Source organism: Aeromonas dhakensis, assembly GCF_002285935.1.
Lineage (GTDB): Bacteria > Pseudomonadota > Gammaproteobacteria > Enterobacterales > Aeromonadaceae > Aeromonas > Aeromonas dhakensis.
Genome location: NZ_CP023141.1, coordinates 3,961,931 through 3,982,400, shown reverse-complemented (window position 1 = coordinate 3,982,400; position 20,470 = coordinate 3,961,931). Strand labels below are relative to the sequence as shown.

Here is a 20,470-nt window from a genome sequence, read left to right as displayed (position 1 = left end):
ATATTCCTCGAAACGGCAGCCTCGGCTGCCGTTTTTTTTCATCCGTATAACCCGCATCGACCCGCCCTTCGGCCAGAACAGGCCCCGCCTTAATTCTCCCTTAAGTTTGGTTTTCTACCCTGCCTGCGTCCCGGGGCCCTCGCGCCCACGGCCGGTCTGCACCTCGGGAAGAGGGCTCCGGCGCGGAAGATCCAAAGAGGGGCTGTTGCCAAGCCCCCTGTCTTGTCTGGTTTGTCGGAGTATCGTTATGCGTATCACCTTGGGTGTGATGAAGGTGAATCTGTTGTTGGTGCTGCTGTTTGCACTGCTCTTCAACTGGCCCATTTTCCTCCACTTCTACACCATTCTTACCAAGCTGGAACACGTCAAGGCGGGCTTCGTCGTCTCGATCCCCTTCGTGCTGCTGGCCGCGCTCAATGCGGTGTTCCTGCCTTTTACCTTTCGCTATCTGCTCAAGCCCTTCTTTGTGCTGCTGATCCTGATGGGATCCGTGGTCAGCTACGCCATGCTGAAATACGGCGTCATCTTCGACGTGAGCATGGTGCAGAACATCGTCGAGACCAACAGCGGGGAGGCGGCCTCCTACCTCAATGGTTCCGTGTTGCTCTGGTTCGCGCTGACCGGCCTGCTGCCGGCCTTGGCCCTGCTGTGGGTGAAGATTGACTATCCCCGTCCCTGGTACAAGGGGCTGGGCCTGCGGCTCGGCTCCATCGCCCTCTCCTTGCTGTTTCTGGTGGGGGTAGCCGCCCTCTATTACCAGGATTACGCCTCGGTCGGGCGCAACAACAAGTCCCTCGGCAAGGAGATAGTGCCCGCCAACTACGTACACGGCCTCTATCGCTACGCCACCGACATCCTGTTCGCCACCCCGATCCCGTATCAGCAGCTGGGCACGGACGCCAGGGTGGTGGGGCAGGGCAGTAAGCCGACCCTGATGTTCCTGGTGGTGGGGGAGACGGCGCGCAGCCAGAACTACTCCCTCAACGGTTACGGCAAGGCCACCAACAGCTTCACCGCGAGGGAGTCGGGCGTGGTCTCGTTTCGCAACGTGCGCTCCTGCGGCACCGCCACCGCGGTCTCGGTGCCCTGCATGTTCTCCAACCTGACGCGACGCGGCTATGACGACACCCTGGCCCAGTCCCGCGACGGCATGCTGGATGTGCTGCAGCACGCCGGGGTCTCCGTGCTGTGGAAGGAGAACGACGGCGGCTGCAAGGGGGTGTGCAAGAACGTGCCCACCATCGAGATCGAGGCCAAGGATTTTCCCCAGTACTGCCAGAAGGGATCTTGCTACGACGAGGTGATGCTGGAGGGGCTGGATCGGCAGATCGCGCAGATGAAGGGCAACAAGCTGGTGGCCTTCCACCTGATGGGCAGCCACGGCCCGACCTACTATCGCCGCTATCCCGCCAGTGAACGGACCTTCGTGCCAGACTGCCCGCGCAGCGACATCGAAAACTGCACCAATGAAGAGCTGGTCAACACCTACGACAACACCATCCGCTACACCGACAAGGTGGTGGCCCGTCTCATCGACAAGCTCAAGACGCTGGAGAAGGATTACAACGTGGGGCTGGTCTATCTGTCGGATCACGGCGAATCCCTCGGGGCCATGGGGCTCTACCTGCACGGCACCCCCTACAAGTTCGCGCCGGACGATCAGACCCGGGTGCCGCTGATGACCTGGTTCTCCCCCCAGTTGCAGGCCGACCGCAAGCTGGATCTGGATTGTCTGCAGCAGGAGGCGGCCGGCAACCGCTTCTCCCATGACAACCTGTTCCACTCCATGTTGGGGATCATGGATGTGCAGACTCAGGTCTACAACGGCGCGCTGGATCTGTTCAAGCCGTGCCGGGCGGGGTGAATGGGCCAGAAAGGTTGAGCGGCACGACAACCTGTTGCCCCGCGCCATGCTGGGGATCATGGATGTGCAGACTCAGGTCTACAACGGCGCGCTGGATCTGTTCAAGCCGTGCCGAGCGGGGTGAACCGGCGAGATAGATCAATAAAAAAACGGCAGCCACTGGCTGCCGTTTTTTCTCGCAAGGCCGGGGCCTTACTTCTGCTCCATGATGATCTGCAGCAGGTCTCCCTCCAGCAGGGCCCGCTTCACCAGCGCGAAACCACCGACGGTGGGTTGATTCTGGAAGCGTGCCTTCACGATGGGCAGGCCGCGATGGAAGCTTGGCAGCGACTGGTGCTCCACGCAGCGGCGGATGGCCGGGAACAGGATCTCCTCGGCGGCGGTGATTTCCCCCGCGATCAGCACCTTCTGTGGGTTGAACAGGTTGACCGTGATGGCCACCGCCCGTCCCAGATGCTCACCCACGTTCTCGATCACGCTGCGGGCCAGCTCGTCACCGGCCATGGCCGCCTTGCACACCTCCTGGATGGTGATGTGCTTCTCCTGCAGCGAGCTCAGGTGGCCGCGGCTGATGAGCTCCTTCACCTTGTCGACGATGGCCTCGTTGGAGGCGATGGTCTCCAGACAGCCGAAGTTGCCGCAGTGGCAGCGCTTGCCGAGCGGCTCGACCTGGATGTGGCCGATCTCGCCGACGTTGCGGTTCTGACCGAGGAACACCTTGCCCTTGGTGATGATGCCCGAGCCTGCCCCCTGATGGACGCTCACCAGAATGGAGTCCATGCAGTCGCGGGACTCGCCGAAGAAGTGTTCGGCCAGTGCCAGCGAGCGGGTGTCGTTACCCACGTAGCAGGGCAGGTTGAAGTGGTTTTCCAGCAGCTTGGCCAGCGCCAGATTGCGGATCTGGTACTTGGGGGTATAGATGACCATGCCCGATTCCGGGTTGACCAGGCCCGGCATGGTCAGCGCGATGCTGATGAGGTTGCGGCTGCGATCCTGCTGGGAGTCGATGAAGGCACCGATCTCCCGCAGCAGCATGTCGACCACCGGCTGTTGCTCGATCTCGGTCACCTGGGTGACATGCTGGTCGAGCTCCTTGCCGTCGAGATCATAGAGACTCAGCTGCAGGTAGCCGCGACCCAGCTTGGCGGACACAAACTGGAAGCGATGCTTGATGGTGGTCAGGGAGATGGCGCGCCGTCCACCGGTGGAGGCTTGCGGCGAGGTCTCCTTGATCAGGCCATGCTCGATCAGTTGCCGGGTGATCTTGGTCACGCTGGCCGGGGCCAGCTGACTCAACTCGGCAATTTTGACCCGCGAGATGGGCCCCTGCAGGTCGATGAGCCGATACACGGCTGCACTGTTGACCTGCTTGATAAGATCTACGTTTGCTATTTGTCCGCCAGTCATAGTGTCACTGTGTTGTGTAGTGTCCGTTAACCACGGTCCCGCAGACCGTGAAGGCCTGATCAAAGACAGTCAGGTTGGCTATTTTTCCGACCTGGATACTACCGAGACGTGAGTCCCATCCAATGGCGCGTGCAGGGTAAAGGGTGGCCATTCTCAGTGCTTCATCGAGCGGTAATCCGACCTGTTTGACCAGATTTTCCACCCCCTCGATCATGGTGAGGGCAGAGCCGCCGAGTGTACCATTCTCGTCGACGCACTGACCATCGCGGAAATAGACGGTTGCGCCACAAAAATCAAACTTCTCAAAGCCTTCCGGTGCCCCCGCCGGTGCGGTCGCGTCGGTTACCAGCACCAGCCGTTCCCCCAGCATCTTGTGCGCGAGGCGCACGTTGGCCCAGTGCACGTGATGGCCGTCGACGATGACGCCAGCGTAGACATCCTTGCGATCATAGATGGCACCCACTACGCCCGGCTCGCGGCCGTTCAGGGTCGGGGTCATGGCGTTGTAGAGGTGGGTGGCGAAGCGAATGCCGCTGTCGAACCCGGCCATGGCCTGATCGTAATTGGCGGCGGTGTGGCCGGCGGAGACCAGAATACCGGCCTCCACCAGGCGGCGGATGTGTTCCGGCTTGTTGCGCTCCGGCGCCAGGGTGATCTTGGCGATGGCATCCGCGTTGGCGCAGAAGAAGTCGATCATCTCGTCGGCGGGCTGGCGGATCTGCTCGGCCGGGTGGATCCCCTTGCGCTTGAGATTGGTGTAGGGGCCTTCCAGGTGCACGCCAAGGACTTCGTTGGGGTGCGCCGCCATGTAGTCGCGGGTGACGGCGACGGCCTGCTTCATGTCCGCATCCGGGCTGGTGATCAGGGTCGGCAGGAAGCTGGTGGTACCGGATTTCAGATTGGCGGCCTGCATGGTCGCCAGGGTCTCGGTGGTGATGTGACCGTTGAACATGACGCCGCCACAGCCGTTGAGCTGCACGTCGATGAAGCCGGGGCAGAGGTTGGCACCCTTGAGGTCAATCCGTTCGATGCCGGCCGGCAGTTCGGCCTGGTGGGAGATGGCGACAATCTGGTCGCCCTCGATCACCACCCCGTAACCGGTCAGCACGCAGCTGCCGGTGTAGAGGGTGCAGTTGGTCAATGCGTACATGGTGACTCCTTACAGACGGCCGATGTTGGCGGCTTCGAGCTGCTGGAAGTAGCGTACCGTCTTGACCTTGAGCTCCATGGTGGAGGGCTCGTCACACACCATCATTCCCTTCGGATGCAGCTGCAGGGTGGAGATGGTCCACATGTGGTTGACGCTGCCTTCCACCGCGGCCTGCAGGGCCTGCGCCTTGCCGTGACCGGTCACCAGGATCATGATCTCCTCGGCATCCATCAGGGTGCCGACGCCCACGGTCAGCGCCAGCTTGGGCACCTGCTCCATGTCGCCACCGAAGAAGCGGGAGTTGGCGATGCGGGTGTCTTCGGTCAGGGTCTTGACCCGGGTGCGGGAGGCCAGGGAAGAGGCCGGCTCGTTGAATGCGATGTGGCCGTCGTTGCCGACGCCGCCCATGAACAGGTGGATCTTGCCGTAGGACTTGATTTTGTCTTCGTAGCGCTTGCACTCGGCCACCAGATCCGGCGCGTTGCCGTTGAGGATGTTGATGTTCTCGGGGCGAATGTCGATGTGACTGAAGAAGTTGTTGTGCATGAAGCTGTGGTAGCTCTCGGGGTGGTCTTCCGGCAGGCCGACGTACTCGTCCATGTTGAAGGTGACCACGTTCTGGAAGCTCACCTCACCGGCTTTATGCAGTTCAATCAGGCGCTTGTAGGTGTTGAGCGGAGTGCCGCCAGTGGGCAGGCCCAGTACGAAGGGGCGATCGGCAGTGGGTTTGAACGCATTGATACGGTCAACGATGTAACGGGCGGACCAGAGCCCCACTTGGCTGGCAGATTTCAACGGGATCAGGCGCATTGTAGATACCTCTGTACGGGTTGCGGCCGGGATGTCGGCGGCAAGAAGAGCGGGACGGATTTAAGTTGTTTTATAGCGTAAATAAAGATTGCGAACTAAGCCACATCTATCCGCCACCTTTATCTCGTTTGGGTGATAATGATCACGATTACAGGTTTATTAATTTGCGCAGCGAAATAAAAGCCCTAGACTGCCAATCAAGCCTTGATGGCTTATGCGTCAAACGTGATAAGCACTTAATTTCTAGAAAAACATTAACTAAGGAGAGGAACCGTGAACATTCTCGGTTATTTGCAAAAGATCGGCCGGGCCTTGATGGTGCCGGTAGCGGTATTGCCTGCCGCCGCGATCCTGATGGGGGTTGGCTACTGGATTGACCCGAATGGTTGGGGTGGTGACAGCGCGCTGGCCGCCTTCCTGATCAAGGCGGGTGCGGCCATCATCGACAAGATGGCAATCCTGTTCGCCGTGGGTGTTGCCTATGGCATGTCCAAAGACAAAGACGGTTCTGCCGCGCTGGCCGGTCTGGTCGGTTTCCTGGTGGTGACCACCTTGCTGAGCCCGGGCGCGGTATCCCAAATCCAGCAGATCCCGCTGGACCAGGTGCCTGCTGCATTTGGCAAGATTGAGAACCAGTTCATCGGTATCTTGACCGGTGTGATCGCGGCCGAGCTCTACAACCGCTTCAGTGGTGTGGAACTGCACAAGGCGCTGGCCTTCTTCTCCGGCCGTCGTCTGGTGCCGATTGTGACCTCCGTGGTGATGATCGTGGTCTCCTTCGTCCTGATGGCCGTCTGGCCGGTCATTTACGGTGGTCTGGTGAGCTTTGGTGAATCCATCGTCAACCTGGGTTCCACCGGCGCCGGCATCTACGCCTTCTTCAACCGTCTGCTGATCCCGATTGGTCTGCACCACGCCCTGAACTCCGTGTTCTGGTTCGACGTGGCCGGCATCAACGACATCCCGAACTTCCTGGGCGGTCAATCCTCCATCGACGCCGGCAAGGCGGTCGTGGGTGTGACCGGCATGTATCAGGCCGGCTTCTTCCCCATCATGATGTTCGGTCTGCCGGGCGCCGCACTGGCCATCTACCACTCCGCCAAGAAAGAGAACAAGGACAAGGTTGCGTCCATCATGATCGCCGCCGCCTTTGCCTCTTTCTTCACCGGGGTGACCGAGCCGCTCGAGTTCTCCTTCATGTTCGTGGCGCCGGTACTGTACGTCATCCACGCGTTCCTGACCGGTATCTCCGTGTTCATCGCCGCCTCCATGCACTGGATTTCTGGCTTCGGCTTCAGTGCTGGTTTTGTCGACATGTTTATCCAGTCACGTAACCCGCTGGCGACCCACTGGTACATGCTGATCCCGCAGGGTCTGGTGTTCTTCGGCCTCTACTACGTGGTCTTCCGCGCAGTGATCGCCAAGTTCAACCTGAAAACCCCGGGTCGTGAAGATGACGAAGCGGTACCGGTACAGGCTCAAACCACCGACCGCACCGAGCTGGCCAAGCAATACCTGGAAGTGCTGGGCGGCCAGGAGAACCTGGTGGCCATCGATGCCTGCATCACCCGTCTGCGTCTGACCCTGAAAGACCGCAGCATCGTTGACGAGCGCAAGCTCAAAGCCCTGGGCGCGGCCGGTGTGGTCAAGCTCGGTGAGCAGAACCTGCAGGTGATTCTGGGCCCATTGGCCGAAATCATTGCCGGTGAGATGAAGGCCCTGCGTTAATCGGGCGCCAAGCTCGCCTCAAGTCTAAGTCCATTGTTGACATAACTAAGGGCCCCGCCTCGGGGCCCCATATAAAAAAAGCCAAGAAAATCCAACCTTTACTTCAAATGAGAGCAGCAGTTATGAACTTGAAACATTCTCTGTTAGCCATTGCCATGTCTACCGTTTTCGCCGGTCCGGCACTTGCAGCCGATGCCGCCAAGCAAGCCGTGGTCGACGCCCTTGCCAGCAACCTGGTGGTCAAGTACGAAGTCGTCACCAACGACGGTGCCGGCGCCGGCCTCGACTGCCAGGCGCTGGGCTCCGAGTGGGCGAGCTGCGGCGTTGCCAAGCTGCACCTGACCAACACCGGTGCTGACGTCACCTCCAAGGACTGGAGCATCTATGTCTCCTCCATCCGTCGCATCCAGCGGGTGGACAACGACCAGTTCACCATCACCCACCTGACCGGCGACCTTTATCGTTTGACGCCGACCGAGAAGTTCCAGGGCTTTGCCAAGGATGCCACGGTCGAAGTGCCGCTGGTGGTGGAGTACTGGGTACTGTTCGAATCTGACATCATGCCGAACTGGTATGTCGCCAGCGAAGGGGCCGAGCCGAAAGTGCTGGCCAGCATGAGCAACATCGACGATGCCACCACCTACGAGAAGCCGATGCCGGCCGACGGCTGGAAGCGCACCAAGGATGACAACAACATCCTGATGAACAGCGAAACCCGTTTCGCCGCCAACCAGACCAGCACCTTGCTGCCGGCTGGCAAGGTCGACAACCAGATCATGCCGACCCCGATGAAGCAGGTAGTGAAAGCCGGCCCGCAGGTCGACTTCTCCACCATCAAGCTCAATGCCCTGGATTTGCCGAGCGATCGCGCCGAAGCCCTGAAGGCTCAACTGACCAAGCTGGGTGTTACCCTCTCCGACACCGGCTACCCAGTGACCATCAAGCTCGGCAGCAAGCTCAAGCAGGCCGAAGGCTACGACATGACCATCGGCAAGAAGGGTACCGTCATTCAGGGGCACGACATCGAAGGTGCCTTCTGGGGTGCCCAGTCCCTGATCTCCCTCTTGGGAGTCAACGACAAGCTGGTCAGCCAGATGACCGTCGAGGATGCCCCGCGCTTTGAATACCGCGGCATGCAGACCGACGTGGCCCGTCACTTCAGAAGCCCCGAGACCCTGAAGAAGCTGGTGGATCAGATGTCCGCCATGAAGCTCAACGTGCTGCACCTGGGGCTGACCAACGATGAAGGCTGGCGTCTGGAGATCCCGGGTCTGCCGGAGCTGACCGACGTCGGCAGCCAGCGTTGCCACGACGAGTCCGAAACCAAGTGCCTGATGCCGCAGCTGGGCTCCGGCCCGACCAGCGACAACCAGGGTTCCGGTTTCTACAGCAAGGCCGACTACATCGACCTGGTGCGCTATGCCAAGGCACGCGGCGTGACCGTGATCCCCGAGATCAACATGCCGGCCCACGCCCGTGCCGCCGTGGTTTCCATGGAAGCGCGTTACAAGCGTCTGATGGCTGAAGGTAAAGAGACCGAAGCCAACCAGTTCCGTCTGACTGACCCGGCCGATACTTCCAACGTCACCTCGGTGCAGTTCTACGACAAGATGTCCTTCATCAACCCTTGCCAGCCGGGCGCCGCTACCTTCGTGGCCAAGGTGATGGACGAAGTGGCCCAGATGCACCAGGCCGCCGGCCAGCCGCTGACCGCCTGGCACTACGGTGGTGACGAGGCGAAGAACATCATGCAGGGCGGTGGTTACCAGGATCCGGCCGTCACCAAGAAAGAAGAGCTGGTCGCCTGGAAGGGCAACGTCGACTCCAGCAAGCAGGACAAGCCGTTCGGCAAGTCGCCGATGTGCCAGAAGATGATCGACGATGGCAAGATCAAGGACGTGGCCGAGCTGCCGGTCTATTTCGCCAAGGAAGTGAGCGAAATGGTCAAGGGCCACGGTTTCTCCACCCTGCAGGCGTGGGAAGATGGTCTGAAGTACGCCACGGATGCCAGCGTGTTCGCCACCGACAAGACCCGGGTCAACTTCTGGGAAACCCTCTACTGGGGTGGCTTCAACGAAGCGATGAAGTGGGCGCACAAGGGCTATGAGGTGGTGCTCTCCAACCCGGATTACCTCTACTTCGACTTCCCGAACGAGGTACACCCGGCCGAGCGAGGCTACTACTGGGCCACCCGCTTCAACGACACCCGCAAGGTGTTCGCCTTCGCCCCGGAAAACCTGCCGCAGAACGCCGAGACCTCGGTTGACCGCGACGGCAACGCCTTCGTGGCCAAGGGGGACCAGGATCCGGTCAAGTTCAAGGGGATCTCCGGTCAGCAGTGGAGTGAAACCGTGCGTACCGACGCGCAATACGAGTACATGGTCTACCCGCGTATCTTCTCCATGGCCGAGCGTGCCTGGCACAAGGGCAGCTTCGAGCTCGACTACGTGAAGAACCGCGAGTTCTCCGGCACCACCAAGTTCGTCAACAAGGCCACTCTGAACAAGGAGTGGAACCAGTTCGCCAACGTACTGGGTCAGCGCGTGCTGCCGAAACTGGACCAGGCCGGGGTGGAATACCGCCTCTCCGTACCGGGCGCCAAGGTGGTGAACGGCGTGCTTGAAGCGAACGTGGATCTGCCGGGCCTGCCCATCCAGTACAGCCTGGATAGCAAGAGCTGGAGCGCCTACGACGCTGCCGCCAAGCCGAGCGTCAACGGCAAGGTCTACCTGCGTACCACCAGCTTCGATGGCAAGCGCACCAGCCGCGTCACCGAGCTGAACTGATAGCCCTCAGTCCATAACGCAAGGTGGGTCGCAAGACCCGCCTTTCCCAAGGACGATGGTCATCGGGCTTGGGAAAGGTTGACTGTGCGTGTGAGCCTTTGTTGTGTGTGTATTGTCTGTTTTTGTTTTTCATCACCTTGAACCCCGCCGCGTGCGGGGTCTTTTTTTCGCCAGTCAGTCAAACCGGCCACCAGTGCGGGGCGTTTTGCGGCGCCAGTACCCCGAAACGGGCAAATTCAGGTTGAGACAGGGCGCGTAATGAGGGATCATATCCGGCTTGACGGCGGGGGGGTTGAGGGTGCCAGCCGGCACAACTTCCGCCAGTGACGCATTTTTGAGGTGAGCCATGAGTCAGGCGAACAGCCCAACTAACTTTATTCGTCAGATCATTGATGAAGATCTGGCCAGCGGTAAGCACTCCAGTGTGCATACCCGTTTTCCGCCCGAGCCGAACGGTTATCTCCATATCGGTCACGCCAAGTCCATCTGCCTGAACTTCGGCATCGCCCGCGACTACCAGGGCCAATGCAACCTGCGCTTCGACGACACCAACCCGGTGAAGGAAGATATCGAGTACGTTGAGTCCATCAAACAGGACGTGCAGTGGCTCGGCTTCCAGTGGAACGGCGAGATCTGCTACTCCTCCGACTATTTCGACAAGCTGCACGGCTATGCCATCGAGCTCATCGAGAAGGGGCTGGCCTACGTGGACGAGCTCTCTGCCGAGCAGATGCGTGAATACCGCGGTACCCTGACCGCGCCGGGCAAGAACAGTCCGTTCCGCGATCGCAGTGTGGAAGAGAACCTGGCCCTGTTCGAGAAGATGAAGAACGGCGAGTTTGCCGAAGGCACCGCCTGCCTGCGTGCCAAGATCGACATGGCTTCCCCTTTCATGGTGATGCGTGACCCCGTCATCTATCGCATCAAGTTTGCCCACCACCACCAGACCGGTGACAAGTGGTGCATCTACCCGATGTATGACTTCACTCACTGCATCTCGGACGCCCTGGAAGGGATCACCCACTCGATCTGTACGCTGGAGTTCCAGGACAACCGTCGCCTGTACGACTGGGTGCTGGACAACATCACCATCGACTGCCACCCGCGTCAGTACGAGTTCTCTCGTCTGAACCTCGAATACACCGTCATGTCCAAGCGCAAGCTGAACCTGCTGGTGACCGAGAAGCACGTGGACGGTTGGGACGATCCGCGCATGCTGACCGTCTCCGGCCTGCGCCGCCGCGGCTACACCCCGGCCTCCATCCGCGAGTTCTGCAAGCGCATCGGCGTCACCAAGCAGGACAACATCGTCGAGATGAGCATGCTGGAAGCCTGCATCCGCGAAGATCTCAACGAGAACGCCCCGCGTGCCATGGCCGTGCTGCATCCGGTGAAGGTGGTCATCGAGAACCTGGCCGCCGATGAAGTGCTGACTGCACCGGCGCACCCGAGCAATGCCGAGATGGGTACCCGCGAGTTGAACTTCACCCGCGAGATCCTCATCGATGAAGCGGACTTCAAAGAAGAAGCCAACAAGCAGTTCAAGCGTCTGGTACTGGGCAAGGAAGTGCGCCTGCGCAACGCCTATGTCATCAAGGCCGAGCGGGTCGAGAAGGATGCCGATGGCAAGGTCACCTGCATCTATTGCTCTTACGATCCCGAGACCCTGGGCAAGGACCCGGCCGATGGCCGCAAGGTGAAAGGGGTGATCCACTGGGTCAGCGCCACTCACTCCCTGCCGGCCGAAGTGCGCCTCTACGATCGTCTGTTCAAGGTGCCGAACCCGGGTGCCGAAGAGGACTTCGAAGCGGCCCTGAATCCGGAATCCCTGGTGATCATCGAGGGTGCCCGCGTGGAAGCTTCCCTCAAGGACGCCAAGCCGGAGCAGGCTTACCAGTTCGAGCGTGAAGGGTATTTCTGCGCCGACAACAAGCTCTCCAGCCCGGAACACCTGGTGTTCAACCGCACCGTGGCCCTGCGCGACGTGTGGGGCAAGGCCGAGGCCTGATGAAGGAGGGCAGGGGAGACCCTGCCCTTTCTTGTCCGGAATACGGGCACAAAAAAGCCAGCATCATGCTGGCTTTTTTATTGCGCTGGTTCTGCCAATCAATCGTCGTGCTTGCAGTCGCCGGCGGCGCAGTGGCCATAGAGATAGAGGCTGTGATTGGTCAGACGGATGTTGTGCTTCTTGGCGATCTCGGTCTGGCGCTGCTCGATCACCTCGTCGGAGAACTCGATCACCTTGCCGCAGTCGAGGCAGACCAGGTGGTCGTGGTGTTCCTGGGTGGCCAGCTCGAACACCGACTTGCCCCCTTCGAAGTGGTGACGGGTGACGATACCGGCATCATCAAACTGGTTGAGAACGCGGTAGACGGTAGCGAGACCAATCTCTTCACCCTGGTCGATCAGTCGTTTGTACAGATCTTCCGCACTGGTGTGCTGGCAGTCCGGCTGTTGCAGGATTTCCAGGATCTTGACGCGGGGCAAGGTGATCTTGAGCCCGGCCTTTTTTAACGCTTGGTTGTTGTCTGCCATTTCTATTTATTCGCATTCTCGAAGGTGTGGTTATTCTGATTGACTGCCGCTGTAATGGCAACCACGAACTCGCTTGGCCTGTCATTATAGGTCGTAGCTCACCTAAAAATAAACCCAGTAATTCAAGGGCTTTAGTGCAGCTGACCGCCTATCCACGAATTGTGCGGATTGTGACGGTGGCTTGCTCACCCGCCGAATGTTGATAAAATGTAACCTTCTTCACTCTGGTCGGATGAGATCCATGGATTGGCTTTTTGACAACGCGGCCTGGGTGCGCCGCGCCCTCAACGCCTGGCCCCCCTTCTGGGGCGCGGGCATCAAGATAGAGACATTGAGCGATGATTTTCGCTTCTGCCGGGTCACCCTCAAGTCCCGCTGGTGGAACAAGAATGCCAACCGCACCCAGTTTGGCGGCAGCATGTTTGCGATGACCGATCCCATCTATCCACTGATGCTGATGGGTTATTTCAAGAACCGCTACTACGTCTGGGACAAAGCGGGCAGCATCAACTACATCAAGCCCGGCAAGGGCAAGCTGGTGGCCGAATTCAACCTGACCGACGGCAAGCTGGCCGCCATAGTCGCGGCGACCGAAGGGGGAGACAAGCACTTTCCAGAGTTCGAGGTGACGGTACAGGATGGCCAGGGCGAGCTGGTGGCCCAGGTCAAGCGCACCCTCTATGTGCGGGCCAAGCCCGAGCACAGGGGCGGCGAGAGCGCATGACCAGAAAACAACAAGGGCCCCGCGGGGCCCTTGTTGTCAGAGGTGCTGGCAAGCGTGGATCACTCCAGCTCGGCCAGGCACATCTCTTCATGCAGCTGTTTGCACCAGCCCTTGACGCGCTCGGCAGTCATCTCGGGTTGGCGATCTTCGTCGATGCCCAGACCCACGAAGTGCTTGTCGTCCACCAGCGCCTTGGAGGCTTCGAACTCGTAACCGGCGGTCGGCCAGTGGCCGATGACGATGGCGCCTTTGGCTTCGACGATGTCACGCAGGGTGCCCATGGCGTCGAGGAAGTACTCGGCATAATCTTCCTGATCGCCGCATCCGAAGATGGCGACCAGCTTGTTGGTGAAGTCGATCTCTTCCAGCTCGGGGAAGAAGTCATCCCAGTCGGCCTGGGCTTCGCCATAGTACCAAGTCGGGATACCGAACATCAGCAGATCGAAGCTGTCGATGTCGGCCTTGCTGCTCTTGGCAATGTCACGGACTTCAATCAGTTGTTTGCCCAGTTCTTTCTGGATCATCTTGGCGACAGCTTCGGTATTACCGGTATCGCTGCCGAAAAACAGACCTACACTAGCCATAGTGTTTAGTTACCCGTATCTGGTGTTAATGCTTAACGGTCAGATTGCGATGCCTGCTGCATGTGCAGACTCAATCTGTTGCTTCAGGATAGATTGGATCAGCTCGGCTCGGCTGACGTTCTGTTGTAACGCAAGTTGGTTCAGGCGCTCCAGCAATTCGGCCTCCACCTTTAACTCTACCCGCTTCAAACCGTTCTCTCGATCGCGCTTGAGCTGGTTGCGCTTGTTGATCTTGAGCTGGGTCTCGCGGGGGAGTGGGTTGGTCTTTGGCCTGCCGGGGCGCTTCTCGTTTGCGAACAGATCCAGTGTTGTTCGATCAGTTTGCTGTTTGGCCATACATCACAGATGGAAATAAGTTAGCCGATGCCTGAGCCTTCCCAGCCCAGTTCGATCAGCCCCTTGGCGACAAAACCTGCACAACCCAGGAAGAGTACCAACCAGACGATGAATCGGCCGAAACGGGGCACATTGCCGCGTTTGAGCACGTCCTGAATGGCCAGGCCAATCAATACGAAAATGGCCACAAAGAATAACTTCAGGCCCAGACTCTCGATCAGGTCGATATGTTCACTTAGCATGGATTGCGCACACTCCTTATGACGGGCGCACTATATCACAAAGGATTTGAAACTGTTAACCGCCTGTCGACAGGAAATCCACAACCAGTTTGTTGAACAAAACCGGCTTTTCCGCGTGCAGCCAGTGACCGGTGCCGGCGATGACGCGGGCCTTGGCGGCGGGAAATTGGGCCATCACCGTCTCGGTATGCGCGGGCAGCATGTAGTCGGAATCGCCCCCCTTGATGAAGAGCGCAGGCCCTTCGAAACGGCTCTGTGGATCGGGCCAGCCCATGATGTTGGCGTAGTTGCGCTCAAGGGCCGGCACGTTGAAACGCCAGCCCCAACCCGACTCCCCCTTGGCGAAGGACTTGAGCAGGAACTGGCGCACGCCGGCAATCTCGACATGCTCGGCCAGGATGGCTTCCGCCTCGCTGCGGCTTTGCGGAGCCTGTTCGAGCGTGGCATTGAGGCTGGCAAACACGTTCTGGTGGCGGGCGTGAGGGTAGGCGACCGGCGCTATGTCGGCCACTACCAGCCTGGCGACGCGGGTCGGTGCCTGCTTGGCAACCTGCATGGCTACCTTGCCCCCCATGGAGTGGCCCACGAGCGCCACCTGTTCAAGCCCCAGCCGATCGAGCAGGGCGAGCAGATCGGCTGCCTGGGCCGGGTAGCTCATCTCGTCGGAGTGAAAGGAGGCGCCGTGGTTGCGCAGATCGACGCTGATGACCCGGTATTGTTCGCTCAGCGGGCGTGCCAGCAGGCCCAGGTTGTCCAGGCTGCCGAACAGCCCGTGGATCAGCACGACGGGTTGGCCCTGGCCCTGCTCCTTGAAGTTCAATAATGGGTTTTGTTGCAAAATGACACCTTGTCGGTCGTGAGTACGTTGCTCGCCATGATTTAACGCACTGGAAAGAAAAGGATTTCACTCATCACGGAGCAAAAAAATGTGGTTTTTTTCCTAAAAAAAGCCAGCCAGATCGGCTATCAGTGCGACGGATCACACACTTGGGCCGCTATTATGCCGTATTCTCGATGAGATTCATGCACATCTGTCCGCCCCTTGCTTGGGCTGCCGGGTTTGCCTATGTATAATCGCCGCATCCGAATTTCGACGAGTCCAGCGCATCCCTATGAAAACCATCGAGCTTGATGACGATCTCTACTTCTATATCGCCAGCCAGACCCGGCACATCGGCGAGAGTGCCTCCGATATCCTGCGCCGCCTGCTGGAACAGCCTGCCCGCCAGGCCTCGCCGGTCGCAGCAGAGGTGACGGCGGCTCCGTCGCCCACCGTGGCCGACGCCATGGGGCTGGAAACGCTGCTCGATTCCGGCGAGCTGCAAAAAGAAGAGAAGTCCATCAACCGCTTCATGCAGGTGCTCAGTACCCTCTACCGGGATGATCCGGTCGGGTTTACCCAGGCCACCGAAATCAAGGGGCGCAAGCGCGTCTATTTCTCGCGAGATCCCGATGCCCTACGCGCCAGCGGCAGCACCACCAAGCCCAAGCAGGTGCCACAAACCCCGTTCTGGGTGATCACCAACACCAACACCAGTCGCAAACAGAACATGGTGGCCCAGCTGATGGCCAGCATGGGGTATGGCGACGAGGTGATTGCCCGGGTGTGCGGCGCAATCTAACGGTTCATCAGACTCAGGCCTTGCCGGGCAAGGCCGCCATCAAGCAAGGACAACGCCATGGCACAGCATTCCCACGCCGGTCAGCCGGCCCGTTTGAGCGACCTGACCAACATTCCCCGTCTGGTCAGCGCCTACTACCTCAACAAGCCGGACATGAGCCGCCCCGAGCAGCGGGTTGCCTTCGGCACCTCCGGCCACCGCGGCAGCGCTCTGCACAATGCCTTCACCGAATCCCACATCCTGGCGGTGACCCAGGCGCTGGTGGAGTATCGCCAGCAGGCCGGCATCACAGGCCCGCTGTTTGTCGGCATGGATACCCACGCCCTGTCTGAATCCGCCTTTGCCAGCGCAGTCGAAGTGCTGGCCGCCAACGGCGTCGAGACCCGCATTCAGGCCGGCCTCGGCTTCACGCCGACCCCGGTCATCTCTCACGCCATCCTGCGCCACAATGCTGGCAAGCCTGCCGCCCGTGCCGACGGCGTGGTGATCACTCCGTCCCACAACCCGCCGGAAGACGGTGGCTTCAAATACAACCCGCCCCACGGCGGCCCCGCGGAAGGGGAGATCACCAAGTGGGTGGAGGATCGCGCCAACGCCATTCTGGAAGCTGGCCTGGCCGGCGTGAAACGGATGCCGTTCGCCGAGGCCCTCAAGAGCCCGTTCGTGGTCCTGCACGACTATGTCACTCCCTATGTGGATGACCTGAAGAACGTGCTGGACATGGATGCCATCAAGCAGGCCGGCATCAAGATCGGTGTCGATCCTCTGGGCGGCTCCGGTGTCGCCTACTGGGACGTCATCGCCAAGACCTATGGTCTGAACATCGAGGTGGTGAACTACAAGGTCGACCCGACCTTCTCCTTCATGACCCTGGATAAAGACGGCAAGATCCGGATGGACTGCTCCAGCCCGTTTGCCATGGCCAGCCTGATTGCCCTCAAGGACAAGTTCGACATCGCCCTTGGCAACGACCCCGACTACGACCGTCACGGCATCGTCACCAAGTCGGGCCTGATGAACCCGAACCACTATCTGGCGGTCGCGATCCAGTATCTGTTTACCCATCGCACTGGCTGGTCTGCCGATGCGGCCGTCGGCAAGACGCTGGTCTCCTCTTCCATGATCGACCGGGTGGCCGGCGAGATTGGCCGCACCCTGAAAGAGGTGCCGGTCGGCTTCAAGTGGTTCGTGGATGGCCTCTACAGCGGCGAGTTCGGTTTTGGTGGCGAGGAGAGCGCGGGCGCCTCCTTCCTGCGCAAAGACGGCACCGTCTGGACCACCGACAAGGATGGCTTCATCCTGGCGCTGCTGGCGGCCGAAATTCTGGCGGTGACCGGCAAGGATCCGCAGGCCCACTACGACGCGCTGGAAGCCAAGTTCGGCCGCTCCAGCTACCGCCGTATCGACGCCCCGGCCAACAGCGCCCAGAAGGCGGTGCTCTCCAAGCTGGATCCGGCGTTGGTGGAAGCCTCCACCCTGGCCGGCGAGCCCATCGTCGCCAAGCTGACCAAGGCGCCGGGCAACGATGCCGCCATCGGCGGCCTCAAGGTGGTGACCGAGAACGGCTGGTTCGCGGCGCGCCCCTCCGGCACCGAGTCCATCTACAAGATCTACATGGAGAGCTTCAAGGGCGAGGCGCACCTGGACCTCATCCAGCAGGAAGCCCAGCAGATCGTCTCCGCCGCACTGGCCAAGGCCGGGGTCTGAGTTCGACTCATCCCCCTGCGGAATGTGAAAGAGGAGCCTTGATGGCTCCTCTTTTTTATTGCGCTTTTTGTATTGTCCTTGAGCCGGCTCACGGCTTGCCGCACTGGCCTGTGCACGCCCGGCGGGCCTGCCAGCGCTTGAAGAAGGGGCGGGCTGGCAGCTTCATCAGAAACAGTGAGGCCAGGATCACCCCGATGCCGAGCCATTGGCGAGCATCCAGCGTCTCGCCCACCATCAGCACCCCGCAGGAGACCGCCACCATGGGGTTGGTGAGGGCCAGCATGCCCATCACCTCCGGGCCGTGGCGCTTGAGCCCCCACAGCCAGGCCCAGTAGGCCAGAGCCGTGTTGAGCAGGATCAGCCAGAGCAGGCCGGGGGCGCTTGCCGGCTGCGGCAGCGGCATGGGGCCGGCCAGCCACCAGGCGAGCGGGATCAGCATCAGGCCGCCCAGCAGCAGTTGCCAGGCGGTCAGCGCCAGCAGATCGCTCACCGGCCAGTGGCGCATCCAGCGGCTGGACTGGCCGATGAGCAGTGTGGCCAGCAGAGCGCAGGTCACGCCGACAGGATCCAGATTGGCGGAAGGGTTGAGCAGCAGCAAGACCCCGCCCAGTCCCATCAGGCCCAGCAACAGCCATTTCAGGGACGGTCTGACACTATCCTGCAACCAGGCCAGCAACATCAGGATCAGCGGCAGGGTGGCACCCAGGGTGCCCGCTACGGCCCCGGGCAGCCGGAAGGCGGCCACGAACAGCAGGGCAAAAAACGCAGCGATGTTGCAAAACGCCAGCAGGCACTGCTTGCCCCAGGACAGGGGGGGCAGGCGCGGGTGCAGCAACAGCAGTAGCAGGCCGGCCGGCAACGCCCGCCACACCGCCACCCAGTAGGGGGAGTAGTCGGTCAGATAGAGGCTGACGACGGCATAGGTGCTGCCCCAGAGCAAAGGGGCCAGCAGGGCGATCAGCATGGGCATGTATTTGTCTCTTCATGAAGTATCTTTAAGTAAAGATAAGTTAGCCTCAAATTAGTTTACCATCAAGTATCTCAATAAAAAGATAAGTGGCCGAAGATGGAATCAGATCATGTAGACCTGCTACTGGCCCAGTGGGCCCGGCAGCGACCGGATCTCGACTGCTCTCCCATGGGCGTGCTGGGACGGGTGGCGCGAATGGCGGCGATCGCCGGACGGGAGGTGAGCGAGGAGCTCAAGGAGTGCGGCCTGCTCGGCAGCGACTTCGACATTCTGGCGACCTTGCGCCGGGCCGGCGAACCGCTCACCCCGACCGTGCTCTATCAATCTGCCATGTTGAGCTCGGGGGCCATGACCGCCCGCCTCGACAAACTGGCAGAGCGAGGCTTGGTGGAACGTCAGGCCGCCCCGAGCGATCGGCGCAGCCTGCTGGTCTGCCTGACCGACGCGGGCCGGGAGTTGGTTGACCGGGCGGTGGAGCGGCACGTGGCCAACGAGCGGCGTCTGCTGGCGCCATTGAGCCTGGCCGAGCAGGAGCAGCTGGCCGCCTTGCTCAAGCGCTGGCTGCTGGAAAACGAGTGACCCCCAGAGCCTGGTGAGCGGTCGTCATGCCTCCGCAGACAGGATGGCCTGCATCTGGGCCAGCACGGCGTTCACCTTGGCGGCGGGCGGATGGGTGCGGCCCAGCACGCGCAATCCCCACACCATGGTCATCAGCAAGGCGGCGGTGGCGTCGACGTCGCGCCCTGCGGCCAGCTCCCCTGCCGCCTGCGCCTGGCGCAGGGCTGCACTGACCCGCAGCTCGACCTCGGCGAGGTGGCTGCTGGCGGTCTCCTGAATGAGCGGGTGGTGGCGGCCGATCTCCAGCAAGGTGTTGACCAGCAGGCAGCCACGGTGCGCCTCGCTGGCGATGGCATCCCGGGCCACTGCATCGAGCAGGGCCTGCACGCCCGCCAGGGGGGAGGCTGCCGAACCCAGGATCTGCTCGATCTGCGCCAGGCTCTGCGCCGAATAGCGCTGCAGCACCTCCATGAACAACCCCTCCTTGGAGCTGAAGGCGCCGTACAGGCTGCTGGGTTTGAGTCCCATCCGTTCGACCAGCGCGGCAATGCCGGTGTTGCTGAAGCCGGTATCCCAGAAGGCGTTGAGGGCGATTTCCAGTACCTGTTCTCTGTCAAATGATGCGGGTCTTGCCATCTCGAGTCCTGCCTTGTGCAACTCCATTTTGGAGTGATCGCTAAAAAACAACTTGACCATGGGGTGTGGTCCGCTTGATATTGTAGCGACCACTACAAAAAGGATGGTCATGATGCACACACTCGAGCAAAAAATCAAAGCGTACGATGAGCAGAAGCAGCGTCAGGTACCGGCCCCGGTACTGGCCCTGATGGAGGAGGCGACCCGCAACCTGCAGTCAAGCGGGTTGGAGCAGGCTGCGCTGGGGCGCGGAGAGCGGATGCCCGACTTCGCCCTGCCGGATCAGCACGGGGTGGTGCGCCCGCTCTCCCACTATCTGGCGGAGGGGCCTGTGCTGCTCAACGTCTATCGCGGTGGCTGGTGCCCCTACTGCAACATGGAGATGCAGGCGCTCAACGCCGTGTTGCCGGCGCTGCGCGAGCGCGGCGTGAACCTCATCGGCATGACGCCGGAAACCCCCAGTTCGGCGCAGGATACCCTCACCGCCAACGGGCTGGCGATCACCGTGCTGAGCGACGAGGGCAACCGGGTCTCGGCAGCACTGGGACTGGTGTTCGAACTGCCGGAGGCGCTCAGGCCCATCTATGCCGGCTTTGGCATCGACATCCCGGCGAGCAACGGCGACGAGAGCTTCACCCTGCCGGTGCCGGCCAGTTACATCATCGGCCAGGACCGCACCGTGCTCTACCACTTCATCAACGCCGATTACACCCGTCGGGTCGAGCCGGCCGCCCTGCTTGCCGAGCTGGATCGTCTGGCGAAGGCTGGGGCGCTGTAAACGCACACTGCGCCCGGAGGCGCAGTGTGGATG

At 60.8% G+C, this 20,470-nt stretch carries 19 protein-coding genes; 9 read left to right on the top strand and 10 right to left on the bottom strand.

Going from position 1 to position 20,470, the window contains the following annotated elements:
- Positions 1-247 precede the first annotated feature (247 nt).
- On the top strand, positions 248-1,864 hold the full coding sequence (locus CK627_RS18465) for a phosphoethanolamine transferase (RefSeq protein ID WP_017783865.1): 1,617 nt from the start codon (positions 248-250) through the stop codon (positions 1,862-1,864).
- 192 nt (positions 1,865-2,056) lie between these two features.
- On the opposite strand, the gene nagC is transcribed toward CK627_RS18465, so the two are convergent.
- The 3 genes from nagC to nagB are packed head-to-tail and all read right to left on the bottom strand — an operon-like array spanning position 2,057 to position 5,231.
- A complete protein-coding gene (gene nagC, locus CK627_RS18460; RefSeq protein WP_010634486.1) occupies positions 2,057-3,271 on the bottom strand; it encodes a DNA-binding transcriptional regulator NagC in 1,215 nt (404 codons plus the stop codon).
- Positions 3,272-3,275: 4 nt separating this feature from the next.
- A complete protein-coding gene (gene nagA, locus CK627_RS18455) occupies positions 3,276-4,421 on the bottom strand; it encodes an N-acetylglucosamine-6-phosphate deacetylase (RefSeq protein WP_095593065.1) in 1,146 nt (381 codons plus the stop codon).
- Positions 4,422-4,430: 9 nt separating this feature from the next.
- Complete coding sequence (gene nagB, locus CK627_RS18450; RefSeq protein WP_017766092.1) at positions 4,431-5,231, bottom strand: glucosamine-6-phosphate deaminase; 801 nt, start codon at positions 5,229-5,231, stop codon at positions 4,431-4,433.
- A gap of 273 nt (positions 5,232-5,504) precedes the next feature.
- Between nagB and nagE the strand changes: the two genes are divergently transcribed.
- The 3 genes from nagE to glnS all read left to right on the top strand — a co-directional run bounded on the left by nagE (position 5,505) and on the right by glnS (position 11,753).
- Complete coding sequence (nagE, locus tag CK627_RS18445; RefSeq protein WP_095593064.1) at positions 5,505-6,959, top strand: N-acetylglucosamine-specific PTS transporter subunit IIBC; 1,455 nt, start codon at positions 5,505-5,507, stop codon at positions 6,957-6,959.
- Positions 6,960-7,081: 122 nt separating this feature from the next.
- Positions 7,082-9,745: a beta-N-acetylhexosaminidase gene (locus tag CK627_RS18440; RefSeq protein WP_095593063.1), complete on the top strand. Its 2,664-nt coding sequence runs from the start codon at positions 7,082-7,084 to the stop codon at positions 9,743-9,745.
- Between the two features lie 346 nt (positions 9,746-10,091).
- The gene (gene glnS / locus CK627_RS18435) at positions 10,092-11,753 is read left to right on the top strand and encodes a glutamine--tRNA ligase (protein WP_025201933.1); all 1,662 of its coding nucleotides are present in this window, start codon (positions 10,092-10,094) and stop codon (positions 11,751-11,753) included.
- A 98-nt stretch (positions 11,754-11,851) separates the two neighbouring features.
- Here glnS and fur read toward each other — a convergent pair whose 3' ends face one another.
- On the bottom strand, positions 11,852-12,280 hold the full coding sequence (gene fur, locus CK627_RS18430) for a ferric iron uptake transcriptional regulator (RefSeq protein WP_005299160.1): 429 nt from the start codon (positions 12,278-12,280) through the stop codon (positions 11,852-11,854).
- A gap of 241 nt (positions 12,281-12,521) precedes the next feature.
- Between fur and CK627_RS18425 the strand changes: the two genes are divergently transcribed.
- On the top strand, positions 12,522-13,004 hold the full coding sequence (locus CK627_RS18425; RefSeq protein ID WP_005299162.1) for a DUF4442 domain-containing protein: 483 nt from the start codon (positions 12,522-12,524) through the stop codon (positions 13,002-13,004).
- A 59-nt stretch (positions 13,005-13,063) separates the two neighbouring features.
- Here the strand turns inward: CK627_RS18425 and fldA are convergent, their stop codons facing one another.
- From fldA to CK627_RS18405, 4 genes are read right to left on the bottom strand one after another with little or no spacing between them, the layout of a single operon-like run.
- Positions 13,064-13,588, bottom strand: a complete 525-nt coding sequence (gene fldA / locus CK627_RS18420) for a flavodoxin FldA (protein WP_005299167.1) — start codon at positions 13,586-13,588, stop codon at positions 13,064-13,066.
- Between the two features lie 39 nt (positions 13,589-13,627).
- Positions 13,628-13,924, bottom strand: a complete 297-nt coding sequence (ybfE, locus tag CK627_RS18415) for a LexA regulated protein (RefSeq protein WP_005299169.1) — start codon at positions 13,922-13,924, stop codon at positions 13,628-13,630.
- 20 nt (positions 13,925-13,944) lie between these two features.
- Entirely contained in the window at positions 13,945-14,166 is a 222-nt protein-coding gene (locus tag CK627_RS18410; protein WP_005299172.1) for a DUF2788 domain-containing protein, read from the bottom strand.
- A gap of 55 nt (positions 14,167-14,221) precedes the next feature.
- Entirely contained in the window at positions 14,222-14,986 is a 765-nt protein-coding gene (locus CK627_RS18405) for an alpha/beta fold hydrolase (RefSeq protein ID WP_095593062.1), read from the bottom strand.
- A gap of 292 nt (positions 14,987-15,278) precedes the next feature.
- Here CK627_RS18405 and seqA point away from each other — a divergent pair, with 292 nt between their 5' ends.
- Entirely contained in the window at positions 15,279-15,788 is a 510-nt protein-coding gene (seqA, locus tag CK627_RS18400; protein WP_005299178.1) for a replication initiation negative regulator SeqA, read from the top strand.
- Between the two features lie 57 nt (positions 15,789-15,845).
- A complete protein-coding gene (pgm, locus tag CK627_RS18395) occupies positions 15,846-17,495 on the top strand; it encodes a phosphoglucomutase (alpha-D-glucose-1,6-bisphosphate-dependent) (RefSeq protein WP_095593061.1) in 1,650 nt (549 codons plus the stop codon).
- Between the two features lie 88 nt (positions 17,496-17,583).
- On the opposite strand, the gene CK627_RS18390 is transcribed toward pgm, so the two are convergent.
- Positions 17,584-18,465, bottom strand: a complete 882-nt coding sequence (locus CK627_RS18390; protein WP_095593060.1) for a DMT family transporter — start codon at positions 18,463-18,465, stop codon at positions 17,584-17,586.
- 96 nt (positions 18,466-18,561) lie between these two features.
- Between CK627_RS18390 and CK627_RS18385 the strand changes: the two genes are divergently transcribed.
- Positions 18,562-19,044 (top strand): MarR family winged helix-turn-helix transcriptional regulator, encoded by a 483-nt coding sequence (locus tag CK627_RS18385; protein WP_095593059.1) that lies wholly within the window; start codon positions 18,562-18,564, stop codon positions 19,042-19,044.
- Between the two features lie 24 nt (positions 19,045-19,068).
- Here CK627_RS18385 and CK627_RS18380 read toward each other — a convergent pair whose 3' ends face one another.
- A complete protein-coding gene (locus tag CK627_RS18380) occupies positions 19,069-19,659 on the bottom strand; it encodes a TetR/AcrR family transcriptional regulator (protein ID WP_017781822.1) in 591 nt (196 codons plus the stop codon).
- 112 nt (positions 19,660-19,771) lie between these two features.
- Between CK627_RS18380 and CK627_RS18375 the strand changes: the two genes are divergently transcribed.
- On the top strand, positions 19,772-20,437 hold the full coding sequence (locus tag CK627_RS18375) for a peroxiredoxin-like family protein (RefSeq protein WP_095593058.1): 666 nt from the start codon (positions 19,772-19,774) through the stop codon (positions 20,435-20,437).
- The last annotated feature ends 33 nt before the right edge of the window (positions 20,438-20,470 follow it).

Bases quoted from the DNA above. Each gene is read 5' to 3' on its own strand.
- CK627_RS18465 (WP_017783865.1), top strand. From the start codon at position 248: ATGCGTATCACCTTGGGTGTGATGAAGGTGAATCTGTTGTTGGTGCTG.
- nagC (WP_010634486.1), bottom strand. From the start codon at position 3,271: ATGACTGGCGGACAAATAGCAAACGTAGATCTTATCAAGCAGGTCAAC.
- nagA (WP_095593065.1), bottom strand. From the start codon at position 4,421: ATGTACGCATTGACCAACTGCACCCTCTACACCGGCAGCTGCGTGCTG.
- nagB (WP_017766092.1), bottom strand. From the start codon at position 5,231: ATGCGCCTGATCCCGTTGAAATCTGCCAGCCAAGTGGGGCTCTGGTCC.
- CK627_RS18440 (WP_095593063.1), top strand. From the start codon at position 7,082: ATGAACTTGAAACATTCTCTGTTAGCCATTGCCATGTCTACCGTTTTC.
- glnS (WP_025201933.1), top strand. From the start codon at position 10,092: ATGAGTCAGGCGAACAGCCCAACTAACTTTATTCGTCAGATCATTGAT.
- fur (WP_005299160.1), bottom strand. From the start codon at position 12,280: ATGGCAGACAACAACCAAGCGTTAAAAAAGGCCGGGCTCAAGATCACC.
- CK627_RS18425 (WP_005299162.1), top strand. From the start codon at position 12,522: ATGGATTGGCTTTTTGACAACGCGGCCTGGGTGCGCCGCGCCCTCAAC.
- fldA (WP_005299167.1), bottom strand. From the start codon at position 13,588: ATGGCTAGTGTAGGTCTGTTTTTCGGCAGCGATACCGGTAATACCGAA.
- ybfE (WP_005299169.1), bottom strand. From the start codon at position 13,924: ATGGCCAAACAGCAAACTGATCGAACAACACTGGATCTGTTCGCAAAC.
- CK627_RS18410 (WP_005299172.1), bottom strand. From the start codon at position 14,166: ATGCTAAGTGAACATATCGACCTGATCGAGAGTCTGGGCCTGAAGTTA.
- seqA (WP_005299178.1), top strand. From the start codon at position 15,279: ATGAAAACCATCGAGCTTGATGACGATCTCTACTTCTATATCGCCAGC.
- pgm (WP_095593061.1), top strand. From the start codon at position 15,846: ATGGCACAGCATTCCCACGCCGGTCAGCCGGCCCGTTTGAGCGACCTG.
- CK627_RS18390 (WP_095593060.1), bottom strand. From the start codon at position 18,465: ATGCCCATGCTGATCGCCCTGCTGGCCCCTTTGCTCTGGGGCAGCACC.
- CK627_RS18385 (WP_095593059.1), top strand. From the start codon at position 18,562: ATGGAATCAGATCATGTAGACCTGCTACTGGCCCAGTGGGCCCGGCAG.
- CK627_RS18380 (WP_017781822.1), bottom strand. From the start codon at position 19,659: ATGGCAAGACCCGCATCATTTGACAGAGAACAGGTACTGGAAATCGCC.
- CK627_RS18375 (WP_095593058.1), top strand. From the start codon at position 19,772: ATGCACACACTCGAGCAAAAAATCAAAGCGTACGATGAGCAGAAGCAG.